At 55.4% G+C, this 14,867-nt stretch carries 11 protein-coding genes and 1 rRNA gene; 7 read left to right on the top strand and 5 right to left on the bottom strand.

Annotated features, from left to right (window positions below):
* Positions 1-110: 110 nt before the first annotated feature.
* From FE782_RS00060 to FE782_RS00040, 5 genes are all read left to right on the top strand, one after another.
* Complete coding sequence (locus FE782_RS00060) at positions 111-2,396, top strand: AraC family transcriptional regulator (RefSeq protein ID WP_138191258.1); 2,286 nt, start codon at positions 111-113, stop codon at positions 2,394-2,396.
* Between the two features lie 259 nt (positions 2,397-2,655).
* Positions 2,656-3,621, top strand: a complete 966-nt coding sequence (locus FE782_RS00055) for an ABC transporter permease (RefSeq protein ID WP_138191255.1) — start codon at positions 2,656-2,658, stop codon at positions 3,619-3,621.
* Between the two features lie 15 nt (positions 3,622-3,636).
* On the top strand, positions 3,637-4,536 hold the full coding sequence (locus FE782_RS00050) for a carbohydrate ABC transporter permease (protein WP_138191253.1): 900 nt from the start codon (positions 3,637-3,639) through the stop codon (positions 4,534-4,536).
* Positions 4,537-4,572: 36 nt separating this feature from the next.
* Positions 4,573-6,225, top strand: a complete 1,653-nt coding sequence (locus FE782_RS00045) for a type 2 periplasmic-binding domain-containing protein (protein ID WP_138191252.1) — start codon at positions 4,573-4,575, stop codon at positions 6,223-6,225.
* 66 nt (positions 6,226-6,291) lie between these two features.
* Positions 6,292-7,335, top strand: coding sequence for a glycoside hydrolase family 88/105 protein (locus FE782_RS00040; RefSeq protein ID WP_138191250.1), 1,044 nt, complete (start codon positions 6,292-6,294; stop codon positions 7,333-7,335).
* Between the two features lie 44 nt (positions 7,336-7,379).
* On the opposite strand, the gene FE782_RS00035 is transcribed toward FE782_RS00040, so the two are convergent.
* The 4 genes from FE782_RS00035 to FE782_RS00020 all read right to left on the bottom strand — a co-directional run bounded on the left by FE782_RS00035 (position 7,380) and on the right by FE782_RS00020 (position 11,617).
* Complete coding sequence (locus tag FE782_RS00035) at positions 7,380-7,874, bottom strand: hypothetical protein (RefSeq protein ID WP_138191248.1); 495 nt, start codon at positions 7,872-7,874, stop codon at positions 7,380-7,382.
* 136 nt (positions 7,875-8,010) lie between these two features.
* Positions 8,011-9,135, bottom strand: a complete 1,125-nt coding sequence (locus FE782_RS00030; RefSeq protein WP_138191246.1) for a Ger(x)C family spore germination protein — start codon at positions 9,133-9,135, stop codon at positions 8,011-8,013.
* Complete coding sequence (locus tag FE782_RS00025; protein ID WP_138191244.1) at positions 9,132-10,220, bottom strand: GerAB/ArcD/ProY family transporter; 1,089 nt, start codon at positions 10,218-10,220, stop codon at positions 9,132-9,134. Before FE782_RS00025 ends, FE782_RS00030 begins: the two co-directional genes overlap by 4 nt.
* On the bottom strand, positions 10,217-11,617 hold the full coding sequence (locus FE782_RS00020) for a spore germination protein (protein ID WP_138191242.1): 1,401 nt from the start codon (positions 11,615-11,617) through the stop codon (positions 10,217-10,219). Before FE782_RS00020 ends, FE782_RS00025 begins: the two co-directional genes overlap by 4 nt.
* A 155-nt stretch (positions 11,618-11,772) precedes the next feature.
* Between FE782_RS00020 and FE782_RS00015 the strand changes: the two genes are divergently transcribed.
* Positions 11,773-12,249, top strand: a complete 477-nt coding sequence (locus tag FE782_RS00015; protein WP_138191240.1) for a YiaA/YiaB family inner membrane protein — start codon at positions 11,773-11,775, stop codon at positions 12,247-12,249.
* 68 nt (positions 12,250-12,317) lie between these two features.
* Here the strand turns inward: FE782_RS00015 and FE782_RS00010 are convergent, their stop codons facing one another.
* The gene (locus FE782_RS00010) at positions 12,318-13,244 is read right to left on the bottom strand and encodes a PD-(D/E)XK nuclease family protein (protein ID WP_138191238.1); all 927 of its coding nucleotides are present in this window, start codon (positions 13,242-13,244) and stop codon (positions 12,318-12,320) included.
* Between the two features lie 489 nt (positions 13,245-13,733).
* Between FE782_RS00010 and FE782_RS00005 the strand changes: the two genes are divergently transcribed.
* Positions 13,734-14,867, top strand: a 16S ribosomal RNA gene (locus tag FE782_RS00005); the annotation flags it as partial.

Below are 14,867 nucleotides of genomic sequence, written 5' to 3'. Positions count from 1 at the left end.
AATTGATGAAAATTGAATTTACTTAATATAAACATTAATTCACAATCATTCCAATCTGGAATTGTAAGCGCTGCCTAACGATACGATTCTATAGCGAAAGGAGAGGTCCGATGCGACGATTTCCGATGATGCTGCAGCTGATGTTGATTTTGTTTTTCGTCATGGCCGTCCCGATGGGGATTTTGACGTGGTACAGCGATACGCGGATTTTGCAAAACGCGGAAAGCGCCATCGCGGAAACGTCGTTGGCCGGTCTGAACGCGAGCCGCAAGCTCAACGAGAACGCGCTGAACAACCTCGCTCAGGACGTAGTGCGGCTGGCCGCGACCAAGGTGTTTGACCGCATTCGGAGTTTCGAGACGTTCGAACAGGCGAACGCGAATTACAATAACGTCAGAAATACGCAGATGGTGTTGCAGGAGCTATATAATTTAAATCACAGGGTAGACGGAGTGTACTCCACTTTTTTCCACCTAAGCGACTCGGACTATGTGGTTTCGACGGACAAAGGGATCACGAGGCTGAATCGATATGAATCGCTCGATTGGATGGAGGAAGCGCTCGCCGGCAAGAGAGGGATCAGCGGCGTATGGTATCCGCGCAAGCTGGCTTCGGGGACGACCGTCGTCTCGTATATCCTCGAGCTGAACCGGCTGTCGACGACGACGCGCGGAACGATCGTCGTAAATTTGAAAGAAAGCCAGATCGGAGGGTATCTTCGTTCCTCCGAGCCGGGCAAGCACGGCTATTTCCTTCTGGAATCGGACGGCACCGTCATCTCCCACAATGACAAGAGTCTGCTGCTTACGGACGGGAACGCGCAAGCCTTCATTCCGGACATTCTGCAGGGCGTCGAGCGGGAGGGGTACGCGATCCATGAGGTCGAGGGCGAGCGCTTGATCTATACCTGGTCGCGTTCGGAGTTGTTTCGCTGGTGGATCGTGAACGTCTATTCGATGGATGAGCTGATGAGCAAGACGCACACCTTGCAGCGCAGCATTAACGTGATCACGATCATTATTATCATTGTAGGAGCGGCGCTCGCCGTCTTCCTTGCGACATGGCTGTCCAAGCCGGTACGGCAGCTGGTTCGAGCGGTGCGCGCTCGCGGCAACCTGGGCGAATCGAACAGGAACGAGCTCGTCTTCCTCGATGCGGCTTTCCGGCGGATGCAAGAGGAGGAAGAAGAGCTTTACAAGCTCTTGAAGGCGCGGGAGCAGGATACCCGGAGCCTGGCGATTCATAACCTGCTGCGAGGCGAAGCGTCGAAGCAGTCGGCCGAGCTGTTCCCGGAGCCGTATTCTCGCGTGGCCGTCGTCTCCATCGATCGGTATAGGCGCTACGTGAGCAGTACGAACCCGGAAACCCGGAATTACCATCGCTACGTGCTCATTTCGCAATGCGAAAGCCTGTTCCCGGAAGGGATCCATGCGGGATGCGTCTACACCGGCGACGGCTGCTTCGTCATCGTCATCAACTATGGGGATGCAGAGCTCGACGACCGTTTGGAAAATGTCGATCGAGCGCTCGCCGCGCTCCGCGAGAAAGCGGGGGAGCTGCTCGGCCACTCCGTCACGATCGGGGTCAGCGGCGAAGCCGAGACGGGCGCCGAAATTACCGACAAAGTCGTGGAAGCGATGGAAGTCATTAAATATCGCTTGATCGAAGGCAGCGGACGCATTACGTACTGGAAGCCGGAACCCGACGGCAGTAAGAAGTATATTTATCCGTCGAACAGCGAACGGCGGATTCTGAACTTTCTCGACACGGGGGACCTCGACAGTATCGTTAAGGAACTGGAGCTGATCCGCGACGAGATTCGTTCGGTCGACTATATTTCGTACGATAACATCTTGTTTATTTACAACCAGATCATCGGCGTCGCGATCAAGCATATCAGGGAAAATCATGTCGGCGCATCGCGTCTGTTTACCGGTCGGGCGAACGTCTACTCGACGATCGCCTCCCTCGACACCCTCGACGAGCTCGAGGACTACCTAGTGGAGTTCTTCGGCGAGATGATCCGGCACACGGCGCGCAGTCCCGGCGAGGCGAACTATGGAGAACGAATCATCCGATACCTGGAAGAGCATTTCCGCGAGGAAATCGTATTCGAGGATATGGCCAAAGAAATCGGAATCAGTTACTCCTATATGCGGAAAATTATATTCGAGGTTACGGGCAAGAGCCTGATCGATTATACGAATATGCTGCGGATCGAGGAGGCGAAGCGGATGCTGCTGGAATCGAACCGAAGCATCGCGCAGATCGCCGCGGAAGTCGGTTATGCCAATGTGCAAAGCTTCAACCGGTTCTTCCGCAAATTCGAGGGCATGCCTCCGAGCGGGTACAAAGCCTTGAAATCCGGAACGTCGCCGGAAAGAGAGTCGTTATAGCCATTCCATGAAGCCGTCTTTCCGGTCGTTTCGGACCGATGAAAGCGGCTTCAGTTTTGCTTATTCCGATCAATTATGATTTTTATCATTGATAAACGCTGCTGTGCGGCCCGGAAAAATCAAAAATGAAAGCGGTTAGCAATACTCACGATTTACCGGAGCGGTTCTCCGGAGGTAAGATGCAAACACGACCCGCCACACACCAAATGAGAAAGCGGCTGGGAAACATGAAAACGATTTCGAAACGGGAGGTGACACTATGACAGTTGAAAACGCTTCAATTCGAAACGATGCCGCAGTAAAGAAAGCAAGATTGGATGACCGGCCGCTAACGTACTATCTTCGGCGAGATTGGCAGCTCTATTCGCTTCTTCTTCTCCCGCTGGCGTTCGTGTTGATATTCAAATACGCGCCGATGTCCGGACTCGTGCTTGCCTTTAAGGATTACAAGCTTGCGAGAGGCGTCTGGGGGAGCGAATGGGTCGGGTTCGAAGTATTCCGGGAAATCTTCGCGAACAGAGATTTCGGTCGGGCGGTTCGCAATACGCTGTTGCTCAACAGCCTTGACTTGTTGTTCAGTTTCACGGCGCCGATCCTGCTCGCCCTGCTGCTCAACGAAGTGAAGAGCGTCTTGTTCAAGAAGGTCAATCAGACGCTGCTGTATTTGCCGCACTTCCTCTCCTGGATTATCATCGGCGCGATCGCTTATCAGCTGCTCGGCGAAGGCAGTGGCGTGGTGAACAATGTCATTGAAGGGATGGGCGGAACGCGGGTTCCGTTCCTGCAAGAGGATACGAACTGGTTGATCAGCTACTTGGCGATCGGGGTTTGGCAAAGCATGGGCTGGGGCACGATCATCTACCTGGCGGCGATCAGCAGCATAAACCCTGAATTGTACGAAGCGGCCACTGTCGACGGCGCGGGACGGCTTCGGAAGGCGTGGAACGTTACGTTGCCTTGTATCCGGGTCACGATCGTAACGCTCCTCATTATGAGTCTCGGCCGCGTCATGGACGGCTCGTTCGAACGGGTGTACGCATTAATGAACCGAGCCACCACGGAGTTCACCACGACGATCCCGGTCTTGGTATACCGATGGGGGATCGAAAGCGGCGACTTCAGCCGCGCGACGGCGCTCGGGTTGTTCCAAGCGATCATCGGCTTGGTTCTGGTCATTGCCGCCGATCGCATCGCCAAGAAGCTCGGCGAAGACGGATTGATTTAGAGAGGAGGCGTATCCATGGTTTCATCCGGCAGTTTACTAGCTGCGCGCGGCAAGAAAAGAGTCGATCTATGGGATGTACTGATCCGCCTCGTCCTGATCGTCGCTTCGCTGGCTTGCTTCCTGCCGTTCGTGCACGTCGCCGCGAAGTCGCTGAGCGCAGACGCTTACGTCATCGCGAATAAGGTCGTGTTGTGGCCCCAGGGCTTTACGATCGAGGCATACAAGAAGATTTTCGCGGACGCCAGCATCATTCAGTCGTTCTACGTATCGGTCGTCGTTACGACGGTGTTTACCGTCCTTGGCATGATCATTACGATTTGCGCCGCGTATCCGCTGTCGCGCAAGCAGTTGAAGGGACGCACGTGGCTCACGTTCCTCTTCATCTTCACGTTGTATTTCGGCGGAGGCATCATCCCCGAATACTTGAACGTCAGCAATCTCGGTCTGCTGGATACGTTGTGGTCGTTGATTTTGCCTCCGGCGTTCAGCGCCTTCAATCTATTGATTATGAAGAGCACCATGTCGAGCAGCATTCCCGACAGTCTGGAAGAATCCGCCCGAATCGACGGCGCCGGACACTTCCGCATCCTGTGGAGCATCGTGTTGCCGCTTTCCAAGCCGATCATCGCGACGTTGTCCCTCTTCTATGCGGTCGGACGATGGAATGCGTATCAAGACGCCTTGTTTTATATCAAGCAAGCTACGGATTTACGCCCGCTTCAGCTGAAGCTCTATTACCTCGTCATTCAGGCGAGCGAAAGCTTCCAGCTCGAAATGACGAACGTGCAGCTCAGCAATCCCGAGGTGCTCAAGGCATCTTGCGTCGTGTTCGCGACGCTGCCGATCGTCTGCATCTATCCGTTCGTTCAGAAGTATTTCGTGCAAGGCGCGATGCTTGGCGCCGTGAAAGAGTAATCTCAAATCCGAATATGAAAACGGGGGAACAAAGCAATGCGGAAAAAATCGTTAGCGGCATCGATGTTGGCTTTGATTACGGCATCCGGTCTTCTGGCCGGCTGCATGGACAACGGCAATTCCGGAGACAGCGGCAGCACGGCGAAGCCTGCGCCGACCGAAAGCGAGTCGAAGGGCGAAACGGCGGAGGGCGCTTTCCCGGACTATTCGAACGGCTTCCCGGAGCGCGTGACGCTCGAAATTCCGGTGTACGAGCGCGCATTCGAAGGCTGGAACGTAACAGACAACTATTACACGCGCTGGATCCAGCAAAACTTCGGCGATAAATACAACGTCGACGTGAAATTCGTCCCGATCGCGCGCAGCAACGAGGTCCAAGACTACGAGCAGCTGCTTGCTTCGCACAAGGCGCCGGATATCATTTTCCATTACGACATGCCGCAAGCGCTTGCGTATTACAGCGAAGACGTCATGCAAGAGCTGAATCACGACGAAATCGCGTTCTACGCGCCGACGTACTGGAACAACATGAAAGAGACGATTCAAACGTACGGCCAAGTCGACGGCAAGAACACGTTCTTCTTCGCCAAGCGTCCCGACGCGGATAACTTCGCCTCGCTCATCCGGAAAGACTGGGTCGAGAAGGTCGGCATGAAAGTGGAGGATCTGACGTCGCTCGAGAAATACAACGAGATGCTCATGAAGTGGAAGGAAGCCGGACTCGGCGTTGCGGGCGGCGTCTTGACCCGGAACAACTACATCTACAGCTACGGGTTCCGCGATTGGCCGATCGACGCCAAGTGGCGCGCGCTGTACTCCGACCTCGGCGTAGCGGACTTCACGACGGAAGCGACGGAGCTCTGGCTCCGGAACTTGAACTATCAGTATAATAACGGGTTGATCGACAAGGAATTCTACCTCCGCGACGACGATGCGAAAGCGAAGGCCGAGTTCGTCGCAGGCAAGACCGGAACCTACGGCACTTATCTGACGGCCAACACGGACGTCATCGGCGCGACGCTTGCGAACAATCCGGACGCGGAGTTCGCCGTATTGCCGCCGGGCGCAGGCACGCCGGAAGGGAAGAAGCCGCAGCAACGCGCCTACTGGCCGTTCGGCTTCATCATGGGCATTAATTACGAATCTACGGATGTAGAGCGTGCAGCCGTGTGGACGTATCTGGAGTGGATGAGCCAGCCGGAGAACCTGTTCTTCCTCCAGAACGGCGTGGAAGGTCAAAACTACACGCTCGACGCCGACGGCATCGCCGTGAAGACGCCGGACTTCAACGGCGAAACGAAGCAAGCGCCGAACAACAACAAAGACTACTGGGCTCTCGTAACGGAAATCGCGGAGTATCCGGATCCGGAGATCACCCGCAAAGCGTTCTTCAAGAGCTGGGCGCCTGCAGGCTACGAGCATCTTGTCGAAGATATGCTGAAGTACCGAGACGAGACGGCGGAATATCGTACGCCGGACGCGCTCTTCAGCGTAACGCTCGAGAAGGTGGCCGAGTATAAGGCCGATCTGAACTCCCTCTTCCAAGAGCTGTACGTGAAGATCGCGATCGCGCCGGAAGCCGAATTCGACGCGCTGTACGAAGAAGCGAAGAAGACGTACCTCGAAGCGGGCTATCAAGAAATTCTTGACGAGAAGCAAGCCGCTATCGATGCCGGTCAGTTTAAATAATTCAGCAAGTTAATAACAACAAAGCCCCTGCTTCCGGCAGGGGCTTTGGCTAAGGAGACGGACCGAATGAAACTGCATGTCGCGCAATCCGACTTGAAGCAAACGATCGACCGCGTCGTCGAATACACCTTCGGCATGGATTTGACGTGGGATTGGCCGGGCGGCGTCGCGTATTACGGGGTTAGCCGCGCGTTCGAGGTAACCGGCGAGCCATCGTATTTGGACCGGATGGCGGGCTGGGTGGACGAATACATCGAAGCGGGACTTCCGGGATGGACGGTAAACACCTGCGCCATGGGGCATATGCTGCTTACCTTATATGAGCAGTCGGGGGATCAGAAGTACCTCGACCTCATCCTAAGCAAGGTGGACTATCTCGAGCATAGAGCGCTGCGTTTCGGCGATCGGGTGCTGCAGCATACAGTGTCCGCGAAGAACGACTTCCCCGAGCAGGCATGGGCGGATACGCTGTTCATGGCGGCTTACTTCCTGCTTCGCGTCGGCGTGAAGCTGCAGGAGAAGCGTCTGATCGACGACGCGCTGAATCAGTTCTACTGGCATATCAATTATTTGCAGGACGAAAATACGGGGCTCTGGTACCACGGGTATAACCACATCGGCAAGGATCATATGTCCGGCATCTACTGGGCGCGCGCCAACGCTTGGGCGGCTTATACGATGTCCCGCGCGGCAAGGGGGCTGCCGGAAAGCTATCTGTATCCTCCGATGATGCATATCTGGAGTTCGTTACGCGATCAGCTCGCGGCGCTCAAGAAGCTGCAGAAGGACGACGGCCTCTGGGGCACCGTTCTCGATTACCCGGAAGCTTACAGCGAGGTTTCGGCGTCGTCGGGGATCGCCGCGGCCATGGTCATGCAGGGCAATCCGCTGCATGCGAAATACGTACGGAAAGCATTGGACGGCGTGTTGGGGAATATCGCCGAGAACGGGCGCGTCTTGAACGTATCCGGCGGCACCGCGGTGATGAAGAATATCGAAGGATATCTCGGCATCGACCGGAAATGGGCCCAGGGTTGGGGGCAAGGATTGGCGCTAGCGTTCTTGACGGCCGCGCTGGAGTCGAACGAGGGTCCGAAGTACGGCGCATAATTTCATACCGAATTGGGAAAAAGGGGGAGAACCGCCGCACCGTTTTATCGGTCGGCAGCGTTCTCCTCTTCCGTCGGAAACGCGATTTCCAAAATGCAAGAGGCGTCGGCTCCCGAGGCGATTTTTTTGATTCGTCCGCGGGCGCCGGCTTCCGACTTGAACGTATCCGCGTATTGTTCCACGTAATAGGGCGCAATCAAGCCGATTTGCCCGAACTTCGTCCAGACCTCCAATCGATTCTCGTTCCCGGGCGCAGGGTTGTATTTCAGCGTCACCTCATCGCCGCGGTAACATTTGTCGTAAATCGCCTTGCGATCGGTTCCGTCTTCGTTCCTGCCCTCCAAGTCGAACAGCTCGAATTCGCGGTAGACGATGCCCTCCTCTTGCTCCTCGCTCAAGCGAGCGTGCGACTGTCTGCGCTGCTTCTGCCAGTTGCGCAGCATGAGAAGAACGACGAACAAGAGAAACAGCGACCAGTGCACGAACAACAGTATTAGGCCGAGTACCAGCTTAACGATCCACTTCACCACGGTCCACATCCGTTAGTACCTCCATTTTCAAAAAATCCCCTCTATTATATCACTTCCTCGCTTCGCTCGTCCGAACGAATCCGATCTCTCCGAATTTCCCGCGACGAAAACCGCCGATCCCTTGCTGCATCGGCGGTCGTCTTCTTCACGTTAGTAATCCGTAATCCTTGACGTGGACGTCGACCGTCACGCGGATATCGACGAGCGGGAAAACCTCTCTCCACTCGAGTTCTTTCCACCTCGCGTAGCCGATCCGGTTTCGAACGTATTGTCCTAAGCCGATCGCGTCGGCTTTCTTCGATTGCATTCGCTTGATCACGTCTTCGCATTTCGATTGTATAGCCTCTTCCATCGCTCGTTCCAGCTTCGACTGTTGTTCCGGATCGCTCAGCTTCGAATCGCCGAAGTATTCCAGCATCTGTCCTTCGATGCGCAAGGACACGTCGACGGCGATGTCCGACGGCGAACCCGCCACCCGTTTGATCTTCACTCGGCGGCGATTGGATATAAAGTTGAGCATCGCGTGATCCCCGTTTTCCAGTACCATGCTAATTTCGCCGCTTCGGAAGCTGCCCCGGAGCAACCCGAAATACGGCGAGGATTCAAGATCGATCTTCCCGACCAGGCGGTCGTCTTGAAACAGGGCGATGCCGCTCACTTCGACATGATCCCCCGCCTTCCGCAAGACGGGGGCGACGGGATCGATGCCGTCGTCGTGATAATCCCTTGCGAACTTAAACAGCATCGTAAGCGGGACGACATGCTCCTCCGCCTCTTTGTTAAGCAGATCGTTGAGATATTGCTCCGTGAGTACGTGCGGGCCGTAATCGGAAGAAAGCAACTCGAACGCATTCCCGTCCACGACCGTCACCTTGACGCGTTGACCGATGGACGGATCTCGAACAAGGGTGTCCATCTGCACCCAGATTCCTTGCTTGGCGAGCTTGGCGCCGAACAACGCGTTCCGGAGCTGGCCGCTCACGAGCATACGATCGGTCCGCGCGGCGAGCTTCTGCCGGGCGTTCTTGCTCGATCGCGCTTCGGTACCGAGCACTTCGCGGCGCGCCTTCGCCTTCGGATCGACGAGCGGCACGGAGAGACCTACATAGATCCCCGCGTCTTCCGGTTTCTCTCCGTCCTTCCCCGGCAGCGCATCGTAACTGGCAAGCCCGATAAACCCTACTTCTTCGATAATTCGGCGGTCGCTGCGCCCGCAAGCCGCTAGAAGCGGCAGCAATAATAGGATCGCGGCAAGTTTCGTGCCCTTCATCCGCTCCCCCCTCCCGTCGACCGTCGCTTGCGAAGCGGGAGCAGCGCGATCAGCAGCAGGGGGAGCGCCAATGCGATAAGCGTCTCCGTTTCGAACCCGATCCGCAGCCAATCCTCGACTTCCTGCAGCGTCGTCGGCGGGACCGCCAAAGCGAGGTTCGCCCCGATCAGGAAGACGGTGAGCCACTTCGGATTCGCGCGCGGAACGATTCGTTTCGCCGTTTCCAACGCGGCCCACAAATACATCAGCGCCGTCAGGAGAATCTTGAAAAGAAACAGGGAATACAGAACGTTCTCGATCCGCTCCACGAACGGGAATTCGACGTAAGCCAGCAAGTCGAGGATCGGATATTTCATCGTCTTCACCATGGTCACCCCGAAGAAGCCGAGCGCCACGAACGTCGTGCTGAAGTACACGAACGTTACGAATGCGTTCGCCGCATACACTCCCTTGATAAATCCCCGGCGCTCGCCGGCGTATGGAATCAGAAACAACGCCAATTCATAACCGAGAAACGCTGCGTAGATGTCAAGAATCGTTCGCCAATCCCATGTTCCGCCTTGCAGCACGTATGGGGTCAAGCGAACCAAAGAAATGTCTCCGATGTGAAACAAGAGCAAAAACATCATGGTAATGCTCAAATAGAAAAAGACGGTCGTCGTTTTACTGATGCTGTAGATGCTCTTCACCAGCAGCAGGTACAGCAGAAAACCGAACATCGAGTGAATCGCCAGCGGACTCGTCGTCGGGAACGCCACCATCTGCAAAATCATGATATATTGCTTGCACACGAGTCCCGCGAGTAAGCACCACAGCAGGACGAGGGCCGCGTATAACGGGATCGTCGCGAAGGTCGGCAGCCTCGATTCCACGATGTTGAAGACGCTCTCTCCTCCGCCTTTGCGGTGAACGACGGAAATCAGATAAATCCCGATCGTCGCGAGCCCGGCGTACGCGAAGACCATGACCCATCCGTTCGTGCCGTACGTCTCCGCGATGGTTCGCGGAAGACTGAAGATGGTAATGCCGGATTGGATCATGTAAATGAGAATCGCCGTATGATACGGGTGCAGTTTTTCGTTCAAGCCGAATCGTTCCCTTCCGCCGACGGCTTGCCGCGCCGACTCCAACGAGGTCTTTGGGGAAGCCGGAAGAACGCCTTTAATAAATCTCTTCCGCTGGACGGGGCTAACGGCGCCAAGTACGGGGCGCCCAGGTTGGTCAATCCGCCGAGGTGGATCACGAGCAGCGCCACCCCCATAGCGATCCCGAGATTGCCCCAAATTCCCGCGAGCAAAATCATGCCGAACCGAATTAACCGAATGGATGCGCTCATGACGTAACTCGGAATCACGAACGAGGCGATAGCCGACAACGCGACGGCGATGATCAGAATGTTGCTCGTGAACCCCGCGTCCACGGCGGCTTGGCCGATGACGATTCCGCCGACGATGCCGATCGTCTGGCCGATCTTCGTCGGAAGACGGGCACCCGCTTCGCGAAGCAGCTCGATCGTCACTTCCATGATCATGGCTTCGTACAGCGGAGGGAAAGGTACGCGGCTTCGAGACTCGGCCAACGTCAGGAGCAGGGATTGCGGAATCATCTCGTAATGGAACGTCGTTACCGCCACGTATATCGCCGTGAAGGAAACGGATATCGCGAAGGCGATAATGCGCAGCACGCGGAGCGCCGTGCCGACCGCCCACCGCTGGTAATAATCTTCGGCCGACGAGAAAAACTCGAGGAACGTCGAAGGCAGGCTGAACGCGTGCGGACTGCCGTCCACGAGCCCGACGATCTTCCCTTCCGTCAGCTTCGAAACGATCACGTCCGGACGTTCGCTCGTGAGGAACGGAGGGAAGACGGAATAGATGTCGTCGCTGAGGTATTGGGTCAGCATATTGCCGTCGAACACGGCACGTTTGTCCAGCCCGTTCATCCGGCGGAGCAGCTCGTTCAGCAGCCGATTGTCGGCCAACCCTTCGATATATAGGATGTTGACGGCGGTCTTCGAGAGCGACCCGACGGTCACCGAGACGTTCTTCAACTGCCGGCTCTTCACTCGCTTCCGAATCAAACCGAGGTTCGTATTCAGCGACTCCGTAAACCCGTCCATCGGTCCGGTGATGACGGTTTCCTGTTCAGGCGGCTGCACGTTTCTGGATACGGGAGCCGCAATCTCCGCGGAGAACGCGCTATCGGAGACGAACACGACCGCTTCGCCGCGAAGGAGCGCGTCGACGGCGGCTTCGGCGTTCGTTACGCGGCGATAATGCGGCTGTTCCCGCACACTCGAAGCGTCGGCCGCGCCTTCGGCGAGCGGCGTCATCACGACGTCGTGGAGCCGCTTCGGGTCGGCGAGCGACTGGAAGTACAACACCTCGACGTCCGACTCCGCTTCGCGCCTGCGGACCAGATCCGCGCAATTCGCTAGCAGGGCGGTCGTCTCCTGAAGCATGGCGCTCGTCTTCGGATCCACCGTTTCGTCCTCCCACCGTTTTCTTATAGCATTCGATGGATTTGGAAAACTATGCAACGCGTCGTCCGTCGCCGGGATTCAGATTTACGGAATGAACCTTCGTGCGGGCGAATAAGTAATAAACTAACGTCTACCGACCGGGAGGTTCGCGCCATATGAATTCACGTTACCGTCGACGGAATACGCCGGCATATACGGCTGCTTCCTATTTTAGTCTGGCCGCGGGCATGTTCCTGTTCTGCATCGGGGTGTACAATGCCGATTGGGATTTAAATGTGAAGGGATATTATCTCTTGTGCATGATCCTCATAACGATGGCGTGCATCGTGGTACAGAAGGTCGTTCGGGACAACACGGAGGATCGCGAGCTTCGCCAAGACAACCCGAATCATCGGATGCGAAATACGGCGGCGTTTACGGGAATGGCTTACGTCGGGCTCATCATCGGATTCGCTATGTTTTTCATCGGCTTATATAACGCTCCGTTCGAATTGAACGTGAAAGGATACTACATCGCCGTCATCCTGTTGATCGCTTACAGCGCCATAAGCGTACAGAAGGTCGTCCGCGATAACGCCGAGGACAAGGAAATCCTCGAGCGACAAGACCCGCATCGAACGATCCAAGGTTAGACATCGATAAAGCCCTTGATCCGTCCATCGGCGAGTATCGCCCGGTTTTATACCGCCGGACGGTTCGCTTACGACACCGCCAGGCTTCGGTTGCAAATTTGTTTGAAATTGCAGGATTTGCAAAGAAAAGGCGAGCGGGCGGACTCGAAATGCTCCATGGGCTTGGCCTTATTGAAGTAATCGTCGTCGAGCTTCGCCTTCATCCAATGTAGACTTTCCCCGATGAAGTCGTTCATCTTCTCTTCGAAGCCCGCCTCGACGTACATTTCCTCGTGGTTTCCGCCAAGAAGATACTCTAGTCGGATGACGATGTTTTCGGCCGGCACGCCGTAATGCTCGGAGACATAACTCGCATATTGGAGAAGCTGAATTTCGTGTCCTTGGTTCTCCTTCCCGGTTTTCCAGTCGGCAATGACGTATTGATCGCCCAAGCGATAGAGCAAATCCATCTTTACATAGGTTTTGGTTTCATGGATCAGTTGCGTATTCAACTTTTCGACTTCCAGGATCTCGGCCCGCTCTTCATGCAGCAGTTCTTGCAGCGTCTTCGATGCAAGCAGCCGGTCCGCGCACGCCTTCCGTCGTTCGGTCATGGTCGAAATCGCCTTCTCGGACAGCGCTCCTTCATAATACAGCTCATGCAGCATGATTCGCTGCTTCGGTTGCTGCTGCCACCGTTGCGGATCGAGCGACTCGGCATAGGCTCGGTTCAGATCGTTTCTGATCACGCGTTGTACCGCATCCGAGTCCGGCAGGGACTGCTTCCGGGAGATGCGTTCGATTAGTTTCTCCGCCGCTTTATGTAGGGATTCGCCGAATACTAAGTATAAGTTCGTAATTTGTTTCAGTCGGTACGCGGCGGCGCTCTCGGGGGTGGCCGAGTTGAACAGCCATCCGCCGTGGGAGAGGTAATAGTGGTAGTAATATTTCAACTGACAATCCTCGAAACAGGAATGTCGAGAATACGACCACGAGAATTCCGGGAATTTGCTCATGACGGATGAACCTCATTTTCTCGGTTATTTCCCTTCGATTATAACCGGACAAGAGGGTGTACGTGAAATGGCGCTTGAATAAGAACGCCTCCGTCGGTTCATAATAAATTAGTTCCACATCGACTGGCAGGAAATCCCTGTTGCCTCTATGCGGAATATCAGGTATATTAGTCATCCGGTCGTTTTTCAGCAAAGAAAACAACCGATTGGAATAAAATAGTTGTTGATTTCGCATTACGATTTGTGTTAAATTAGTCTTCCGGCCGTGAGGGCAGAGTTTTTCGGAGACGCACGACAGCGTCGGAGAAAAATCTCGAGGGTCGGACAAGCAATACCGAGTAACACCGAGTAACACAAGCTTGCTCCTTGAAAACTGAACATGAGCCGGAGTTTTTTCGCAGGCGAGGAACTCGCCGAGAAAAAATCTCCAAGCATATGCTTTAAGTAAGAAATGCTAGCTTGTAATGAGCGCAGTATATTGAACTACCCTTTTTGGAGAGTTTGATCCTGGCTCAGGACGAACGCTGGCGGCGTGCCTAATACATGCAAGTCGAGCGGAGTGTTCCCTTCGGGGTTCACTTAGCGGCGGACGGGTGAGTAACACGTAGGCAACCTGCCCATAAGACCGGGATAACTGGCGGAAACGCCTGCTAATACCGGATAATCGATTCGCTCGCCTGAGCGAATCGTGAAAGATGCTTCGGCATCGCTTGTGGATGGGCCTGCGGCGCATTAGCTAGTTGGCGGGGTAACGGCCCACCAAGGCGACGATGCGTAGCCGACCTGAGAGGGTGATCGGCCACACTGGGACTGAGACACGGCCCAGACTCCTACGGGAGGCAGCAGTAGGGAATCTTCGGCAATGGACGAAAGTCTGACCGAGCAACGCCGCGTGAGTGAGGAAGGTCTTCGGATCGTAAAGCTCTGTTGCCAGGGAAGAACAGCCTGGGGAGGGAATGCCCTAGGCTTGACGGTACCTGAGAAGAAAGCCCCGGCTAACTACGTGCCAGCAGCCGCGGTAATACGTAGGGGGCAAGCGTTGTCCGGAATTATTGGGCGTAAAGCGCGCGCAGGCGGTTTCTTAAGTCTTGTGTTTAATCCCGGGGCTCAACCTCGGTTCGCATGGGAAACTGGGAAACTGGAGTGCAGGAGAGGAAAGTGGAATTCCACGTGTAGCGGTGAAATGCGTAGAGATGTGGAGGAACACCAGTGGCGAAGGCGACTTTCTGGCCTGTAACTGACGCTGAGGCGCGAAAGCGTGGGGAGCAAACAGGATTAGATACCCTGGTAGTCCACGCCGTAAACGATGAGTGCTAGGTGTCGGGGATTCGATTCCTCGGTGCCGAAGTTAACACAGTAAGCACTCCGCCTGGGGAGTACGCTCGCAAGAGTGAAACTCAAAGGAATTGACGGGGACCCGCACAAGCAGTGGAGTATGTGGTTTAATTCGAAGCAACGCGAAGAACCTTACCAGGTCTTGACATCCCTCTGACCGGTGCAGAGATGCACCTTCCCTTCGGGGCAGAGGAGACAGGTGGTGCATGGTTGTCGTCAGCTCGTGTCGTGAGATGTTGGGTTAAGTCCCGCAACGAGCGCAACCCTTGATCTTTGTTGCCAGCACGT

The sequence above is a fragment of the Paenibacillus antri genome (assembly GCF_005765165.1).
Taxonomy (GTDB): Bacteria; Bacillota; Bacilli; order Paenibacillales; family YIM-B00363; genus Paenibacillus_AE; species Paenibacillus_AE antri.
This window is presented reverse-complemented; position numbering and strand designations above follow the sequence as displayed.